Consider the following 17,752-nt stretch of genomic DNA (forward strand, 5'->3'; position numbering starts at 1 on the left):
CTTGCTGTTTATTCATCGAGGGTACGAACAATTTCAATGCCTTGGGCAATTGTCGTGAAAGCCAGTTTAGCGACACAACATTGTCCTAGTGCTTGGGCATGATTTTGAACCCATTTGATAAATTCATTGAGTGGCAAATCCTGTTTTTGGCGCAGTAATCGAGGTAATTCGCCAACAGGATCTTCATGGATTTTTTGTGGACAGGCACTGATAAGGTATCGCTGCCCTTTGGAGTCTAATAATTGATCGGTTTCGATAAAGTGATGCTGATAGAGACAGGCCAGTTCGAGCCAATCCCTTTGGTGTTCTAGGTAAAGTAATTCGTCATTTTGAGTCAGTTTTACAATCGCTGGCCATTCAATACTCGACATCTTAACGCTAGTCATTTCAGATCCTTAGGAAGTTTAAAATGGGCTCTGAGGTATTCTCTGAGATCAATCGGCGGCAGTAGACAAGGATTAGGATTTTGCAAGAAGGTGACTTGGCATACTGCTGCGTGCGTTTATCTGTGAGCAGTATGCCACGCTTGGAGAAGATAGATAGAGGCCAGAACGAGTTCAGAGGTTTGGCTACCGAGCGAAAGCCGCCTCAGCACTGGCTGAGCGGGCAATAAGTTAAGAACCCTAGTTAACCTTATGTGCTCGGTGCAGCTTTGGCCTTGGCGTTATAGTCAAAGTTAATCTCTTGATTAACATTGGCAATACAACAAGTGCCGTGTTCACGTGCCGTACGGTGATTTGCTGGACCTATATGCAGCTCAACGTTAAGGAATACGTGTTTAAGCACTTCGATACGGTATTTTTCGTAGTAGCCTTCGACTTCTTGTTTAAAGGTATCGAATTCAAGCTCTTCACGGGTACGTTCATCCATGATGCGATTTTTTTCATCAAGCATCATCTTGATTTGCTCAATCATAACCGCGTCAGCTTGCCATTCTGACTTGGGGGGCAGTTTATTGAGGCGAGCCTCGATATCTAAACTGGCGACGACCATAGCTTTAACGCTCTCATCGAGTAACTTGAGATCTTGCTTGAGTTCAGCCTGTCCCATTGCGCAGTAAACGTCAGTTTTAGTCCCTGCCGTTGCACCTATGACAACCGCCGTGATGCCTTTTTCAGCGTGTGCGACTCCGCCAACCAGATCGCCACGACGACCGCTAGAATCGCTGACCGTTAAACTGCCGGCGGTTTTGGTATTACTGTGCAGCAACTGTTTAGTGACTAAGATATTTCCTTTGGCAACTAATTGAGAATATTGCACAAATTGGGCGCTGATCTGCCCTTGAGAATAGATATTGGTAGAGTATTCATTGGCTTTAATCTGGCGGCCAATGATGCCTTTACTCACAGTGACATCACCTTCTGCTTCAAGGGTGGCGGAGTCTACAAACCCCATCACGGTAATATCGCCTGAGCTTTTAACTATCATGCCCTCGTGGACATCACCTGTGATTAAAATACTGCCCTTGAAGGTAACATGGCCTGTGCTGATGTCGACGTCTTTAAGTTGCAGTACATCATCGACATTCATACCTGTACGGGTTTCGACGGGTTGCCCTGGCACTGTGGCGATCAGCTTATTGGGATCTTTGGGATGAAAAGCTGTGCCAGTACCCGCTTGAAGCACGGCATCCTTACCTGGTTTTTGTTTAAGGACTTCGCCCTTGATGTTGTAGCCCGGAGTGCCTTCGGTGGCTAAATGTTTAACCATCAAGAGATCATTGGCTTTAACAACGATCATTGCGCCTAAATTGCGCATATCGACACTGCCATCTTCGCGCTCTTGTGGCTGAAGCAAGCGCTCCCGCGCAAGGAATACTTTGCGTTCTAATACCGCATTGAGTCCATTAACAGGGGCTTTGCCTTGGGCTATTTCACTTTGGCAGATTTCCCCTGGCTTGAGTGTGCTGAGTTGCTTTAGTAGAGCTTGAATTTTGAGTTTGCTTAGCCCCATGCAGACGTTGTTTTTTTTGAGGTGAGTGAGGATCTCTGGCAAATCTATCTGTTTACCACCCCATGCTGCGGTAAGTTTAAGACTGGCTTGCATTTTATCGGGACTAATCTCGATAGCTATGCTGCCATCGCGACGTTCGGCCAAAGTAGTATAGAGCTCAAATTTTCCATCGTCTTGATTACAAAGAGAGTTGATTTTAGCGACGGTTTTAGTAATGGCTGGTTCTAGCGGAAACAGAGCGGCGAATTCAGGTAAAGACAACAGGCGCATTATGTCTTCATGGGTGACTGGACCATGGACATTAGGGATCAGGCGCAATTCAGCTTTTGTCTTATCGCTGTTTAGCTCTATGAGTTCAGGGTCCAGCATAGGGGCATTCCTAGTAATTGCGTTTTATTCTTGTTTAAGAAGCTGTTTTGAGTATAACAGTAGAAACTTAGGGTAAAGAAGCCTTTTTGGCTGCAAAATCAGCAAATGTTGTCATTTTGTTGTTAATGGTCTATGAGTGAATTTTAAAATAGTTTTTTATAAAAAATTGAGTCTTATAATCAGTGTTATCTCTGGTTTTATAACAAAAATTACTGAATAAACCACAACTTATATTGATTTTGGGTTTAACCATTATTTTGATGTTTTAAATCGAATCCCTATGTTAGGGACGGCTGTTGAGTGACTATAAGTGGGGGATTGTCAGAATCGCTGGCATGCGGCAGATCACAATATTGAATTTTGTAACACGATGAAAGGGAGGTTTTATCTGAAAACAAACAGGGATTGGGATAAGAGTGAGTGGCTGGTGTTGCCAATAACGCGCTTCAGCGAAAGCATCTGCGCGTTATTAATCAAACATCTATTTGTGCTGGAAGTAATACAACTTGTACTTGTTGTTATCGGCAACCACTTTCAATTGGCCAAATTCGGCGGCGATAATATCGGAATAGGGCAGGTGGCGATTGGCGACTATTTGCCAAATACCATTATGCTGTAATTGCTTAGCGCTATCGGTGACAAAGTTCTGCGCTATGCTGGTAGTGCTGGCGAGGCCATCATGAAACGGCGGATTAGAGATAATGCCGTTAAATTTTCCTGTGGTTTGTGCGAGCCCATCGGATGGATATACTTTGGCTGTCATGCCATTGGCCGCGAGGGTGAGTTCGCAAGAAGCTAACGCCATGGCATTAATATCAACGCATTCTAGGGATAGGCTCGGTTGTGCTTTTAGTAGGGCTGCGGTGATCACGCCTGCGCCGCAACCAAAATCGAGCACTCGACCCGAGAGTGTTGGTAGGTGTGATAATAATAATTCAGTGCCGAGATCTAACCGTTTTTCGCTAAATACCCCGACTAAATTACAGATACTGATCTCGCCTTGCGGCGTTGTGAGTTGATACTGACTGACCCAGTCGCTAAGTTTCATTGTCGGGGCGCTGCCCTCTAAATGGCTACCAAATAGTAGGCAGTGGCGGGCGTTATCGAGCTTCATCCCCGTCGCAAAATACTCAGGCAAGAGTTTAACTAAAGACTTAATGCCGCCTTTGTTTTCCCCAACCACTAACAGTTGGCCGTTAGGCACAAGATGGTTGGCGGCGAGGTTAAATAGATAAGGTGCGAGGGGTTTAGCCTTGGGGAAATAAACGATAACCGTATCGTACTTTTCAGGTTTAATTGGGTCTTGATGTGGCAGTTCGTGGCCGAAGTAGCAACGCAGTTTTGAATTCGCGTGCGGCGCTAAGTGTAAATAATGGTGATAATCCAAGGCGAGGGCATCGACCGAGGCCGCGACATCGAGCAGGGCTTTTGGCAGTAGATCGGCTTCATGATTGAGCACTAACACCTTATGTTGGCTTAGGCTGTCTTGATTACGAATAATGACTTGCGATGGATTAGTTAACACAGTTACAGGCACCTATAAACTTAAGTGTGGGCATTATACCCGTTATTCACGCCCGAGCCAGTTTGCATGGAATCACTGCGCTAAAACCTAATAAAATCCCTAATAAAAAAAACCAATAAAAAGGCAACTGCATTATGCGGTTGCCTTATGTGATTGTCTTTAATGAACGGAATCGATTAACGCTTAGCTTTTAGGTTTCTTCGGTTTTGGCAATAAGCTGAAAATCTTATTGGCGATATCGGTATTGTCTTGATGGCCGTTAAACAGCTCGGATGCTGGACCTGCGGCAAACACTTGTACGTCTGTGCCTGTATGGCCGTCGGTTGTCCAACCCGTATCAGTTCGCTTATCAATAACATGGCGAATTGCAACCGCGATGGTTTCTAACCCCTGCATTCTGGCGACCGTTAATTTTGCGATTTCTTCTTCGTTGAGCTCAAAACCTAAACCGCGGGCAAGATCGGCCTGCCATTGTTCACCGCTGATGGCGGCTAAGGCTAATGTGTCGGTACTGGCTGAAATGTTACGTAGGATTTCAGGGTTCCAGTTGTACTTTCCATCGACGCCAATCGATAGGCCACCGGTGTTATGGTCGGCGGTGATCACCATCAGGGTATCAGGATGTTCACGCACGAATTGCTCAACCACCTCAATGGCATTGGAGAATTCATCCATTTCACCCATGGCTGTAGCTATGTCGTTATTGTGACCCGCCCAGTCGATGAGACTTCCTTCGACTAACAGTACAAAACCTTGGTCATTCTGCGACAGTAAACTGAGTGCTTTTTGGGTTAAAGTGCTGAGTTTTTTCGCATCTTTTTCATCAATTGCCCAAGGTAATTGGACTTCGGCAAACAGTCCCAGCACTTTAGGTTGGGTGATGCTGGCGAGATCTTCAAAACGAGTAATATGTTGATAACCCTTGGCTTTAAATTGTGCTAATAGTTCAGGGGTAAAGTATTTTTGACCACCGCCTAAGAATACATCGGCGTTAGTTTCTAGATAGCTGAGTGCCAAAGCATCGTAGTTTTTACGGCTTTCGTTGTGGGCCAAAAAGGCGGCTGGCGTGGCGTGGTTGATTTGCGACGTTACAGCCACACCTGTGCTGAGGCCAAGGGATTTGGCTTTTTCGAGTATGGTCGGCAGCGGTTGCTTTTGGGTATCGACCGAGATCGCCCCATTGTAAGATTTAACGCCAGTGGCGAGCGCTGTTGCTGCCGCCGCTGAGTCGGTAACATAACCACTGACACTGGCGGGATAAGTGCTCGCCATACCTACAAGTAAACGGTCGAATACGGTTTGTTCGACTTCCTCTGTGTCAGGATTATCTTTGTAGTAACGGTAAGCGCTAGTGTAAGACGGTCCCATACCATCACCTATCATGATGACAATGTTTTTGGGACGCGACGGTGCTTTCGTTGGACCTGTTTCTATGTTGGCCCAAGTCGGAGTCGATAGTAATAAACCTATGCCGAGTAACAAGAATGGCGCTTTGGTGAAACTCATATCACATCCCTAGAAAGTGGCTAGGCGCTTGTGATGTCAAAGCGCCTTAAATCAACAAACTCGTTGGTAAATTTTTATGCTTTGGTGTTAAGGCGTGCTTCAATAGCATCCATTAACATGCCGGTGATGTCGACATCAAATGCTGCTTGGATCTCACGGATACAAGTTGGACTGGTTACGTTGATCTCAGTCAGCTTGTCACCAATGACATCGAGGCCGACAAAAATCAGTCCACGTTTTTTAAGTTCTGGACCAATGGCGCGGGCAATTGCCCAATCGCTGTCGGATAAAGGTTGAGCCACACCGCTTCCGCCTGCCGCTAAATTACCACGGGTTTCGCCTTTCATTGGGATACGCGCCAAGGCGTAGGGCACAGGCTCACCATCGACCACTAAAATGCGTTTATCGCCTTTGGTTATCTCAGGGATAAAGGCTTGCGCCATGGCATATTGTTGGCCATAGCTGGTCAAGGTTTCTATGATGACCCCAAGGTTTGGGTCGTCCTGCTTCACGCGGAAAATCGAGGTGCCGCCCATACCATCAAGTGGCTTAAGAATAATATCGCCCTTCGCTTGGTGGAAAGCGCGGATACGTTTGGCATCACGGGTTACGATCGTTTCTGGCGTGAATTCGCTAAACCATGCGGTAAATAGTTTCTCGTTAGCATCACGTAAGCTTTGTGGCTTGTTAACGATCAACACGCCTTGTTCTTCGGCGCGTTCAAGCATGTAAGTTGCGTAGATAAACTCAGTATCGAATGGCGGGTCCTTACGCATTAAGATCACGTCGAGTTCGCTCATCGGCGTGTCTGTAGCTTCGCCGAGTTCAAACCATTTGCTCGCATCATTGAAAACAGTTAACGGACGCATATTGGCCATAGCCACACCGTTGACCATGGCAAGATCGGCCATTTCCATATAAAACAGCTGATAACCTCTTTCCTGCGCGGCCATTAACATGGCAAAACTGGAGTCTTTCTTAATGTTGATCTCACTGATGGGGTCCATCACTATGCCGAGTTTTATCATTAATCTGTTCCTTATTTGTCGCCGTTTGCAGGCAAAAAAGCATTTATTGGATAATGGGGTGCCATACCACCGCTGTGTGCGGTTGTGGACGGTCTAGCCTAAATCACCAAATCTGAGTTGCAGTGCCGTAATGGCGGTGAGCGAGGCGGTTTCGGTGCGTAGCACTCTGGGGCCAAGCAACACATCGGTAAACTGATAGGTTTCTGTCATGGCGATTTCTTCCGCCGACAAACCGCCTTCTGGGCCAATTAATAGTCGCACGCGGGTATGCGCCAAATCTAAGCCATTGATGCCGTGTGCGGCACGTGGATGCAAATTGAGTTTAAGCGCTGAGGTCGGCTCACTGCACCAATCGTGTAAGTCCATCGCTGGGCGAACCACGGGCACTTGGCTGCGTCCCGATTGCTCACAGGCGCTCACGACGATCTTCTGCCATTGCTGAATTTTCTTTTCTAGGCGTTCACCGTTAAGTTTCACACCGCAGCGATCTGAAAACAGCGGCGTAATCGTATTCACGCCAAGCTCGACTGATTTTTGAATGGTGAACTCCATTCTATCGCCACGGGAAATCACTTGGCCTAAGTGTAAGTTGAGTGGCGACTCAGATAAATTGGCCTCACAGGAGAGCAGCTTTACTGTGACATGCTTCTTACCTGCGTCAACAATTTCAGCAAGATAATCATTGCCATCGCCATTAAATAGACTGATATGTTCGCCGTTGCCCATGCGTAGCACCTTGCCGATATGGGCCGCGCCATCTTCGTCTAAGTTCAACTGTTGATTGATGGCTAATGGCTGAGGTTGATAAATTCTTGGGACTCTCATTGTCGACCTTATTCGGCTAATTGTTGACGCTGTGGTGGCGCATTACAGGCATTCTGCACAAAGGGGTTATGGTTACCTTGGGTTTGCGCTATGGCGTTATCACGTTTGCACTCAATAGTATCAACTGGATAGGTTTTATCCCATGCCTTAAATAATTTTAATTGGCTTGAGGCGATTTTAAGACCATAGGTCTGCTGCATATATAGGTAGGTTCTGGCTATCTTACCGCGGGTATTCGCGGGAGGTTGTGCTTGACGATTCTTAAAGTCGACTACCATAGCACATTGGCCATATTGGTCGGCCTTACCGTTCCATTGGCTAAATCGGAAGTTGCTGCGATCGCCATTGACCTCACCAATTGCGGGTACCAAATTATGCATGTCCGATTCCATCTTATTAAATTCATTACTGTTATCGGCACAGTTTTTACGGCCGCCCTTTTGCCAGCATTGGAGTTGATGGCCAAATTCCCAGGCGGGGACTATGTGTTCCCACTCGATACGGTTGGCGCGGGTTTCCTGTTTACGGACTTGATAACCACAGCTGGCGAGATCGGGTTTCCACGATTTGCCTTTGATCTGAATTTCACAGCCACAGTAAAAGCTGACTGCGGGCAGAGTACCTTGGCGACTGCCTGCGTAGAGCGCCTGTGACTTGGTTTTCGCTTGGCTGAAACTGCTGGGATGTGACACTGAGGCACTTGCGGGCACAGATAAGGTCGCCGCCCAAGTGATTAGGCACAACAAAAGTCGCCGTGAATTAACGGTTAAAGAAGCTATGTTCAAAATTTATCCCAAAATAACAAACACTACGCGAGCCTTTGGCTCGTCTTTTATGGCGTGATGGTAAGGGAAATATCGCTGTTTATGCAAATTGAGTCGTACTTAGGTGGGAGTTTTGTTTGCTGAAAGTCGCTAGATCGCAGTTAAATGGGTCTTACAGCGTTTACAAATATAACGACTTTCACCACGCAACACCTTGTTATGGCGGCGAATACTCAGTCGAATCGGTCCACAGGCGCAGCGATACTCAACATCGCGACTCGTAACTGAAGTGGTATTAAAGCTATGTGTGGTACTCGGATTGACCTTAAATACCGTTAACATCAAAGATTGCCATTCTTTACCGTGGGGCTTGGTTTTGCCAAAAAGCTGAAAACACAGCAAATGACAAATTTCGTGGGGGACGACCTCAGTCAGAAATGCCTCGCTGTTTTCGCGTAGCAATACAGGATTGAATCGCAAGCGATTCTGTTGCAGATGAGCTGTACCCGCACTCTTACCCCTTAAACTAAATTGAGTGACAGGGCGTGGAAAAGTGCGCTTAAGCGATATCTCGGCCTCTTGATAACAAGCTTCAATTCGCTCTAGTACTTGAATTTGTAGTGACGAGAGTGGGCGTGATGAACCGGTGAAAATATGTGCCTGAGCCGGATTTGGTGCTGGTGGACTCGTTATCACCTGCGACTTATCTTGGCTTTGGCCCAAGGCTGCGTACGTCGATTTTGTCAGCGGGGCAAGTGCTTCACTGCTGCGACGGCGTAAGGCATTGAGTAAGTCTGCGGGTTTCAGCATAGGGTTAGCGTTGGATCTCGTCGGTTAAAGATAAAATTGAGTGCTTAAAACTTATCGGTGATTAAGCCTGCCTAAGCGTTCACATCAGAAGCGTTCGCATCATAGCGAACGCTATCTGACAATGCTAGTTTCAGCCAGTTTCAGCCAGTGTGACTTGGCTATAAACTCGCTGTCGCTTGCATCACCATAGTGCGTACTTGTTCGACTATGGCTTGCTCAGTATCGGCGTCATAGCCTTTGACTCTTGGGGTGTGAATGTGGCCGACCTTGGCATGGCTATTAAACTTATGCTGCAAGACTATGGCACGATAGGAGATTTCATTAGAAAGATAACCGCCGCCAGAGCCTTCGACTGAGGTTTCGTTTTGCAGTTCGTTTAATGAGGTCGCGCTAAATTCACCGCGGGCAAGGGTAGTGACAGTATGGTTATCATTGACTTTCCATTGACCATCTTTGACTTGCATAGCCGAAACAGGCAGTGAAAATTCCACAAATTCGGGGCCGATAAAATCTTTACCATTAAGCTTTGGGGCAACGGGTGCGGTTTTCGTGCCGCCAGTGAGTACGTTTTGGTTATCGGGCGCCGCTGCGCTGCGATTTCGCCCTGGGAAACGTTCGATATCAAAATCAGTTCGGCCCATGCTAACGGTGAATACAAATTGGGTTTTGGGATCGCGATAAATCGGGCTCAATAGCGACTCGATAAGTCCTTGATCAAAATCTGCAAAACGTACTGGCACCATAGCGGTTTCTATTTGCGCCGTTTTACCATTAATATCAAAGCGAAAACCATCCAAGGCGAGGGCAACTAGACCGGAAGGATTACTCTGGGTGATATCTTTGTCGAGGAAGAAAGGATCGAAACCCGTGAGGAATATTTTGATTTGGACATCATCACCATATTGAATATCGCTAAAACCCCGTGATGCCTTTTCAACCGCACTCATTAATATGTCTTGTTGCCAATCGGCCATTTTAAAGTTGGCGCTGGTGGTTTTTAGACTATTAAGCATGGCAAGGCGAGCCCAGTATAAAGGTCGGTCATCAAAATGCCCTGACTGTACATCGCGGACAGCTTGTTGCCACAATCTGTGTCCTTGGCGCGCCGCTAATTGGGTGGCGTCAACTTCGTTTTTCTTTGAACTCAGCTGAGCCAGACCATCGTCAAGTGCTTGATAGCGAGTGACTACGTCGCCTATGGTTTTTTCGGCTGCTGGTAGGCGGGAAACTTCAACGTCACCAAATAACTGCACGGCACTGGCTGTAGTCATTAAGCTGGTGGTGAGGATGAGTGTTAACACTGGCTTCAACATGTTTTGCTTCCCTGTAGTGATTAGACGTTATTCATTGGAAATAATGATTATTTTTTTCGTGCGGATAGTCTCTTATGCCAAAAAGTATGCACTACAAGCTGAGGGTAATAAAGTTAAGCTCAGTGATCTTTGTCATCTTATGCCAATATCTTCTATCACAAATCATGTCGCGCTGGCATTAATCCATCTGTAACAGTGCAATAGGGTCTAGTTTGCCTCTTTTTTGCCACAATTGGTCAGCAGTTTGCTAGGGCATGCCAAAACCCTAAGTGATAGCCTTAATCACTTTTTTAGTTCATTGGATTGTGTGTTTTTCTACAAGGAGACTTTATGCGTTTGTTCACCATATCAGCTGTGCTGGTGATGTCGTCTATTTTAGTGTCGTCAAGCTTAGTGGCGCCGACTTTTGCATCTACTACAGCTAAGGAGTGGCAAGAAACCCGCAGTTGGGATGCTAGTTTTACTCAGCACCAAACTAAAGGCGTAGTGGTGTTATGGAATGAAAACAAGCAACAGGGATTCACTAATAATCTTAAACGTGCCAATCAAGGTTTTTTACCTGCATCGACGTTTAAAATTCCTAACAGTTTGATCGCGCTAGAGCTTGGCGTGGTGAAGGATGAGCATCAAGTCTTTAATTGGGATGGTAAAAGTCGAGATATCGCAACTTGGAATCGTGATCATAACCTTATTACTGCAATGAAGTATTCGGTTGTGCCTGTCTACCAAGAGTTTGCTCGCCAAATTGGTGAGGCGCGTATGTCGAAGATGATCGCCTCGTTTGATTATGGTAATGAGGATATTTCGGGAAATTTGGATAGCTTTTGGTTAGATGGTGGCATACGAATTTCGGCTACGGAGCAAATCGATTTCCTACGTAAGCTTTATCACAACAAGATACACGCTTCTGAGCGCAGTTTACGTATTGTTAAGCAAGCCATGCTGACTGAAGCGAATTCTGACTATATTATCCGTGCGAAAACCGGTTATGCAGTCAGAGCAGAACCAAGCATTGGCTGGTGGGTAGGTTGGGTTGAACTCGATGATAATGTATGGTTTTTTGCGATGAATATGGATATTCCCGACGCCGCAGGTTTACCATTGCGTCAAGCCATTACTAAGGAAATCTTAAAACGGGAACGCGTTATTCCTTAGCCCATGCTAGGTCGCGTAAGCATAGCGTATCTAAACCTTGCGAGAATTGCGTATGAAGTGGCCTACTTGGCTGACATCAATCGTGATACTGAAAGCCTAGACTCAGATCTAGGCTTTTTTATAGGACTTTCTTGAAACAGGTTTCCTGATGCGACGGGAAACGTTAACCCATTAGGGATTGCAGGCTTTCTTGGCTGCTGAAGCGTTTTACAAAGAAATCTAAGAAGACACTGATGTTGGTGGCCAGTTGGCGTCTGCTCGAATAAACCCCGTAAACCTTAAAAGGTTCAATCGGCCACTCTTGTAAAATCGGTACTAGCTGTCCATTAGCAAGTTCAGTCTTACAGGCTGAATTGGATAACATGGCGATGCCAAAATCATCTATGGCTAATTGCTTCACCATTATCGGGCTGTTGACCCTCACTTTACGCTGAAAGTTCGCCATGGTTTTACGCGAACATTTACCCAATGGCCAAATTGGTGCTGAGCGAGAAGTCCCCAATAAAATCCCACTGTGCAGGCTGAGTTCCTTTGGGGTCGCGGGGGTGCCTTTGAGTTTTAAGTATGCAGGGCTTGCCACCAAAATTGGCTGGCGTTCAAACAGTAATCTTGCGACTAAGTCTGACGATTGAAGTGGGCCATATTTGATGGCTATGTCATATCCTTCACCGACTAAACCAATATCGTTGTCGGTAAACTGGACATCCAATTCAACATTGGGATATAAACGCATAAATCCGCTACAGAGGTTAGCGATAAGTTCTTGGCTAAATGACACTGGGATTGCAATGCGTAATGATCCTGACACATCATCGTGAGTATTCTCGATAACTGCCTTGGCCGCTTCTACCTCATTGCGAATCGAATCACAGTGTTGATAAAAGAGTGCCCCGATTTGGGTCAAACTCAAATTACGGGTGTCGCGCTGTAGTAATCGCACGCCAAGTTGTTCTTCTAGCTGCGCGATTTTGCGACTTATGGTGGATTTTGGGTGGCCGGTTTCACGTGCAGCTTGGGAGAATCCCTTCGCTCTAACTACGGCTGCAAATAGCATCATACCGTTTAAATCTGGCATGTTATTCCCACTGTCTCATATTTGGAACAAAGCGTCCTATGCAGTTTAATGGCATTTGACGGGATAACAAAGTTATATTTATTGGCTAAAAATTTTCAGAGGCTAAGCAGAGGATCTTTTGATGACCAGCAATAATCAGCCCAAACACATGACTCAAGCCCAAACGCCCGATCCGCTTTTTTTACAGGCCGAGCATTTGGCAAAAGATTTTTCTCTGTTTCCTAAGCACAGTAAACAGAGTTTATCGGAAGAAATTAAAGGTCTTTTAAATGAGGATGCTATTCAAGCAAACTTAAAAGACTTGGCATCTTTAGATGTCGACGGTTACGTTGCTAAAGTGATCCAGCCGACCCAAGATAAAGGTCGTCCTGGTGCAAAACGTATTATTGCCGATCTTAAAGGTCGTTTGATTACGGAAACTCACTTGGGCTCTTTTTACAGTGCTGAGGTCGAGCTGAACTTTGGTTCACGCACTCGTCGTATTGGCTTTATTGCCCAAGAACGCACTACCGCTAACGGTGCTTGGATGCCTGAGCATCATTACGCCGCTTGTAAAGCAATTCGTCATTTCGCCGAATTGTCTATGCCTATTATCTATTTAATTGATACCCCAGGGGCGGATGCTGGCGAAATCGCTAACAGCCAAAACCAAGCGCATTCAATTTCTAAAGCCATCGCAGAAAGTGCCAACGTTGACGTACCGACAGTCGGTATCGTAATTGGTGCTGGTTATTCTGGTGGCGCAATTCCATTAGCGGCGGCGAACATTCTGTTGTCGTTGCGTGACGGTATTTTCAACACGATCCAGCCACAAGGTCTGCAAAGTATTGCCCGTAAGTACAACTTATCTTGGCAAGAATGTGCGAAATCAGTGGGTGTATCACCAGAAGAGCTTTATACCTCAGGTTGTATCGACGGTATCATCGACTTTTCACCGGGCGATCGTGACGAGCGTCAGCACAATCTGCGCCGCGCTATTATTAGCAGCGTAGAAGCGGTTGAGCGTGCAGCGATGAGTTTTGTGCGTGAATCTAAAGATTTACGTGAGCATTATGATCGCAGTTTAACTCGTTTCCTTAATCCATCTAAAAACTTGATGGCTTTGGAACTGAACGCAGAATTAGCTGTGGCAACGAGCCCGACCAGTCACCATAACTTGTTCGGTAGCGCCTATCGCTATTTGCGTTATTTAACGCTACGTAGCCGTATCCATTCTATTTCTCAAGAGCAATATGGCCGTCTGTCACGTGCTAGCGTGCCAGAAGGTGATCTGTTGGCACGTATTCAACAGGAACAAGACCGTGTGTTCCAAGCTTGGTTGTCTAACCCTGACAAGCTAGTTTATGACGAAGATTTGAATAAATTGTGGACTAACTTTGTCGCTAAACGTGACGAAGTCTCTACCGAGCGTAACATGCTGACACGTTTGATTTTGGGTGAGCCAAAAGAGAACTATAAAAAAGCACGTAAGGCGTTGTTATTCAACATTAGCTGGTCTTTGTATCATCGCTGGAAGAGCAATGCGGCTAACAACTTTAAAGGGCTGATTCAGCACTTAGAAAGTTTGCCAAAGTCTGTGACTCAAGCTAAATGGCCTGAGCTGAATCAGCTGACTGTGCTTGATGTGGTGGTAAATGAAGAACTGCGTGAAGACTTTATTTGGCAATGCCATAACATTCTGATCTTTAATGCCTTGTATGACAACGTTGTGGGCAGCTTAGCGTCAATCGCGAAAGAAGCCATGATGTCGAAGAGTTTGTCACGTAACTCAGTGAACAACCTGTTGCACAAGTCAATTGACCATGCATTGTCGACGCAAGATACCTCGAACGACAAAGCTAAGTTCTATAAGTGGCTCAAGTATTTTATGGGTCAATCGAACCGCGCCGATTTGTTGGTGCGAGTAGAGCAGTGGAAGAGTGTGGGTTTCCCACAACTTAACGACAGTCTATTCGTGGTACTGACTTACTTCTTCGAGCGTTTACTGCCTGAGTATTTCGATAGTGAAAGCGATACCAGCAAGTACACTGGTGCGATCAACCCTGTGCGTATCGGTCGTCGTAAGGACTTCTGGAACCGCTTGACCATGGGTTATCAAGATCTATTGATCCAAAAAGTGCTACGTGACGAAAAACGTAAAGGCAACATGACTTGGGAAAATGTGGTGAAGCAGTTCTTTACCCATTTCGAAGAGATCAACGGCGACAAAATGTCGGCTAACTTGCTCAACTTCCCAGGCTTCCGTTTATCGATTGAAGACGCATTAGATAAAGGCATTCGCCCATGTGGTTTGATCACAGGTATTGCTGACTTTAAAGAAAAAGGTCAAAAAGTGCGTGTGGGTGTGGCTGTGTCTAACACCGCATTCCAAGCGGGTGCATTCGATATGGCTAGTGCTGAGAAATTCTCTGCACTATTGATCGAGTGTGCTAAGCGTAAATTACCCGTTGTGTGCTTTATCAGTTCAGGTGGTATGCAGACTAAAGAAGGCGCTGCGGCGCTATTCTCTATGGCTGTGGTGAACGACCGTATCACGCGCTTTATTCGTGATAACGAATTGCCAGTACTGATGTTTGGTTTTGGTGACTGTACCGGTGGTGCGCAGGCGAGTTTTGTAACTCACCCATTGGTGCAAACTTACTATCTGTCTGGTACTAACATGCCGTTCGCAGGTCAAATGGTGGTGCCAGCTTACTTACCATCAACGGCAACGCTGTCTAACTACTTGTCAAAAGTACCTGGCGCAATGGCGGGCTTAGTCCATAACCCATTCAGCGACAATTTAGACTCTCAGTTAGCAGGTATCGATCCTCTGATGCCAATGCCTTCGGCAAAAATTAACGACGTGATCATCAATGCACTGTCGACCTTAGTGGTTGAAGCTACTGTTGAAGAAGAAGTGATCGTGCAGAACGATCCACGTAAGTTAATGAAGCCAATTAACAAAGTATTGGTTCACGCCCGTGGTTGTACAGCGGTGAAACTTATTCGCAAGGCGCATGACAATAATATCAATGTGGTATTAGTGGCGTCGGATCCTGATATGACATCAGTGCCAGCGGACATGCTCAAAGAAACCGACAAGTTAGTTTGTCTCGGTGGTAACACATCGGACGAAAGTTACTTGAACGCATACTCAGTGCTGAAAGTGGCCGAATATGAACAGGTTGATGCATTGCATCCTGGTATTGGTTTCCTATCAGAAAGCCCGCAGTTTGCTGCATTATGTGTGAATAACGGTGTTAACTTCGTCGGTCCTAGCGTGCATTCAATGACGACTATGGGTAACAAGTCGAACGCAATTAAGACATCGCAAGCGCAAAACGTACCTGTAGTGCCTGGTTCGCACGGTATTCTGACCAATGCTGAACAAGCCGTAAATGTGGCGAGCGAAATCGGCTATCCAGTACTTCTTAAAGCGGTACAAGGTGGTGGCGGTAAAGGTATTCAGGTTGTGAAACGTCCTGAAGACATGATTGGTTTATTCCAAAAAACCGCAACTGAAGCGGCTGCCGCCTTCGGTAATGGTGACTTGTACTTAGAGAAGTATGTGACATCACTACGTCACATCGAAGTGCAGTTACTGCGTGATAAGTTCGGTAATGCGAAAGTATTAGGTTTGCGTGACTGTTCGGTTCAACGTAATAACCAAAAAGTGGTCGAAGAATCTGGCTCAACTATGTTGCCAGATGAGCTGAAGCGACAAGTGCTGGCCTATACCCGTGCCTTAGGCGACGCGACCGATTACATGGGCGCAGGTACCGTAGAGTTTATCTATAACTTAGATGCGAATGAAGTCTACTTTATGGAGATGAACACGCGTCTGCAGGTTGAACATCCTGTCACGGAAGCGACTTCAGGTATTGATATCGTTAGTGCGCAGTTTGATATTGCCGCTGGCCGTTCAATTGCAGCGTTAGAACCTAAAGAAATTGGTTATGCGATGGAAGTACGTGTGACGGCTGAGAAAGCGGCGCTCGATAGCCATGGCATACTGCAGCTGATTCCAAATCCAGGCAAGATCACTGAGTGTGTGTTCCCAGATCATCCAGATGTGGAAATCATTTCGATTGCTGCGCCAGGTAAAGAAGTATCGCCATACTACGATAGCTTGATTGCGCAAATCATCATGCGCGGTGAAAACCGTGAAGATGTGATTGCCAAACTGTACGAATACTTAGACAGTGTAGTGCTGAAAGGCATCGCGACTAACATTCCGTTACTCAAGCTGATCCTGAAAGATGGTACCTTCAACGAAGGTGTTTACGACACTAACTATCTGCCACGCTTAATGGCTGAGCTCGACATTCCTGCGTTGATAGCAGAAATGGAAGCTGCCGCTGAAACTGTGGAAGTAGACACTGAGTCACTGCGTGTTGGCGAAAGTAACGAACTGAAAGTGTTAGCCCAAGGCGCAGGTATCTTCTATACCTCTTCTGCACCTGGTGAAGCGGACTTCGTGAAAGAAGGTGACATAGTCACGGTTGATCAAACACTAGCACTAACAGAAGCGATGAAGATGTTCTCGCAAGTGACCTTAGCCGGCTTTAACCGCCAGAGTGCGATTCTGTACCCTGAAGATAAGAAGTATCGTATCGAGCGCATTCTGAACAGCAATGGTCAGCAAGTGTCTCAAGGCGACTTACTGTTCGTGGTCTCTCCTGTTGAAGAATAAGCTCAGCGTTTAACGCCATAGCTGAATGAGAAAATACCCGCCATTGGCGGGTATTTTTTTGCTTCTAAATTATTGCCACTAAATATCCTGTCACTAAATATAGGTAAGCGAACATAACACTCTTAATGTGCATGATGTCTTTGATAAATCAACTTAGCTTTAATAGATAAGCTCATCGCTAACAAGTGGCCAATATCAGCTTTGTGCAATACGACCTGTATCTCTGATTAAGTCGGCAAAGAGTTTCTTTAATCTGTCGTTTGCCCATTTATTAGAACAAGCTGCATCAAGAACCCACCTCTGGCCTCGAGAATCAACGGAATCTCCGTGCTTTATTCGTAGTAATAGAGTTTCATCAAACCTCATTTTAAGTTAAAACTGAGTCTAAAATGAGCGGAGCGTGGATAACTTTGGGGGTAAGTAGTGGGTATCTTGTGGCTAGATTAGATAATTAGAATTAACTGCAAATTTACTGAAAATAGGGGTTGCGCAAAATCTCCTGCTGCCTATAATGCGCATCCACTGACACGGCAGACAGCGAAAGCAAGCTGACGGGTTAGGTTGAATTGAGTCGCTTTTAAGCACTTAATTCAATCGCAGCAAGAAGTTGAAAAAAACTCCTTGACGCGAAACGGGAAATGCGTAGAATACGCAGCCCTAGCCAACTGGAAGCGTTCGACGCTCAGTGTGGTACTCAAGTTCTCTTACGAATATTGAGTTGCTCTTTAACAAGATAAAACAAGAAATCTGTGTG

General features: G+C 45.9%; 12 protein-coding genes. 2 read left to right on the forward strand and 10 right to left on the reverse strand.

From position 1 onward, the window contains the following. Positions 1-8: 8 nt before the first annotated feature. The 9 genes from L5M40_RS11210 to L5M40_RS11250 form a co-directional block, all read right to left on the reverse strand. Positions 9-386, reverse strand: coding sequence for a DUF4144 family protein (locus tag L5M40_RS11210; protein ID WP_028759298.1), 378 nt, complete (start codon positions 384-386; stop codon positions 9-11). A gap of 247 nt (positions 387-633) precedes the next feature. After that, on the reverse strand, positions 634-2,322 hold the full coding sequence (locus L5M40_RS11215) for a DUF342 domain-containing protein (RefSeq protein ID WP_263176673.1): 1,689 nt from the start codon (positions 2,320-2,322) through the stop codon (positions 634-636). A 481-nt stretch (positions 2,323-2,803) separates the two neighbouring features. Beyond that, the gene (locus L5M40_RS11220) at positions 2,804-3,847 is read right to left on the reverse strand and encodes a methyltransferase (protein WP_263176674.1); all 1,044 of its coding nucleotides are present in this window, start codon (positions 3,845-3,847) and stop codon (positions 2,804-2,806) included. A 183-nt stretch (positions 3,848-4,030) separates the two neighbouring features. Continuing rightward, entirely contained in the window at positions 4,031-5,353 is a 1,323-nt protein-coding gene (locus L5M40_RS11225; RefSeq protein WP_028759459.1) for an alkaline phosphatase, read from the reverse strand. Between the two features lie 74 nt (positions 5,354-5,427). After that, entirely contained in the window at positions 5,428-6,381 is a 954-nt protein-coding gene (gshB, locus tag L5M40_RS11230; protein WP_028759301.1) for a glutathione synthase, read from the reverse strand. 93 nt (positions 6,382-6,474) lie between these two features. Beyond that, a complete protein-coding gene (rsmE, locus tag L5M40_RS11235) occupies positions 6,475-7,206 on the reverse strand; it encodes a 16S rRNA (uracil(1498)-N(3))-methyltransferase (protein WP_105251496.1) in 732 nt (243 codons plus the stop codon). A gap of 8 nt (positions 7,207-7,214) precedes the next feature. Then, positions 7,215-7,991 carry an endonuclease EndA gene (gene endA, locus L5M40_RS11240; RefSeq protein ID WP_173913177.1) on the reverse strand — a complete coding sequence of 259 codons (777 nt, stop codon included), beginning with the start codon at positions 7,989-7,991 and terminating at the stop codon, positions 7,215-7,217. 129 nt (positions 7,992-8,120) lie between these two features. After that, complete coding sequence (locus L5M40_RS11245; protein WP_263146801.1) at positions 8,121-8,780, reverse strand: SprT family zinc-dependent metalloprotease; 660 nt, start codon at positions 8,778-8,780, stop codon at positions 8,121-8,123. Positions 8,781-8,938: 158 nt separating this feature from the next. After that, positions 8,939-10,093: a hypothetical protein gene (locus L5M40_RS11250; protein ID WP_263146804.1), complete on the reverse strand. Its 1,155-nt coding sequence runs from the start codon at positions 10,091-10,093 to the stop codon at positions 8,939-8,941. A 330-nt stretch (positions 10,094-10,423) separates the two neighbouring features. Between L5M40_RS11250 and blaOXA the strand changes: the two genes are divergently transcribed. Next, complete coding sequence (gene blaOXA, locus L5M40_RS11255) at positions 10,424-11,248, forward strand: class D beta-lactamase (RefSeq protein WP_168826813.1); 825 nt, start codon at positions 10,424-10,426, stop codon at positions 11,246-11,248. A 163-nt stretch (positions 11,249-11,411) separates the two neighbouring features. Here blaOXA and L5M40_RS11260 read toward each other — a convergent pair whose 3' ends face one another. Continuing rightward, positions 11,412-12,323: a LysR family transcriptional regulator gene (locus tag L5M40_RS11260; protein ID WP_263256663.1), complete on the reverse strand. Its 912-nt coding sequence runs from the start codon at positions 12,321-12,323 to the stop codon at positions 11,412-11,414. 121 nt (positions 12,324-12,444) lie between these two features. Here L5M40_RS11260 and L5M40_RS11265 point away from each other — a divergent pair, with 121 nt between their 5' ends. Next, entirely contained in the window at positions 12,445-16,998 is a 4,554-nt protein-coding gene (locus L5M40_RS11265) for a biotin carboxylase N-terminal domain-containing protein (RefSeq protein ID WP_263256665.1), read from the forward strand. The last annotated feature ends 754 nt before the right edge of the window (positions 16,999-17,752 follow it).

Source organism: Shewanella sp. SM68 (assembly GCF_025653925.1).
Lineage (GTDB): Bacteria > Pseudomonadota > Gammaproteobacteria > Enterobacterales > Shewanellaceae > Shewanella > Shewanella oncorhynchi.

What these genes read in the sequence shown, in the direction of transcription:
- L5M40_RS11265 (WP_263256665.1), top strand. Translation starts at nt 12,445, where the DNA reads ATGACCAGCAATAATCAGCCCAAACACATGACTCAAGCCCAAACGCCC.
- blaOXA (WP_168826813.1), top strand. Translation starts at nt 10,424, where the DNA reads ATGCGTTTGTTCACCATATCAGCTGTGCTGGTGATGTCGTCTATTTTA.
- rsmE (WP_105251496.1), bottom strand. Translation starts at nt 7,206, where the DNA reads ATGAGAGTCCCAAGAATTTATCAACCTCAGCCATTAGCCATCAATCAA.
- L5M40_RS11245 (WP_263146801.1), bottom strand. Translation starts at nt 8,780, where the DNA reads ATGCTGAAACCCGCAGACTTACTCAATGCCTTACGCCGTCGCAGCAGT.
- L5M40_RS11250 (WP_263146804.1), bottom strand. Translation starts at nt 10,093, where the DNA reads ATGTTGAAGCCAGTGTTAACACTCATCCTCACCACCAGCTTAATGACT.
- L5M40_RS11260 (WP_263256663.1), bottom strand. Translation starts at nt 12,323, where the DNA reads ATGCCAGATTTAAACGGTATGATGCTATTTGCAGCCGTAGTTAGAGCG.
- L5M40_RS11210 (WP_028759298.1), bottom strand. Translation starts at nt 386, where the DNA reads ATGACTAGCGTTAAGATGTCGAGTATTGAATGGCCAGCGATTGTAAAA.
- L5M40_RS11225 (WP_028759459.1), bottom strand. Translation starts at nt 5,353, where the DNA reads ATGAGTTTCACCAAAGCGCCATTCTTGTTACTCGGCATAGGTTTATTA.
- gshB (WP_028759301.1), bottom strand. Translation starts at nt 6,381, where the DNA reads ATGATAAAACTCGGCATAGTGATGGACCCCATCAGTGAGATCAACATT.
- L5M40_RS11215 (WP_263176673.1), bottom strand. Translation starts at nt 2,322, where the DNA reads ATGCTGGACCCTGAACTCATAGAGCTAAACAGCGATAAGACAAAAGCT.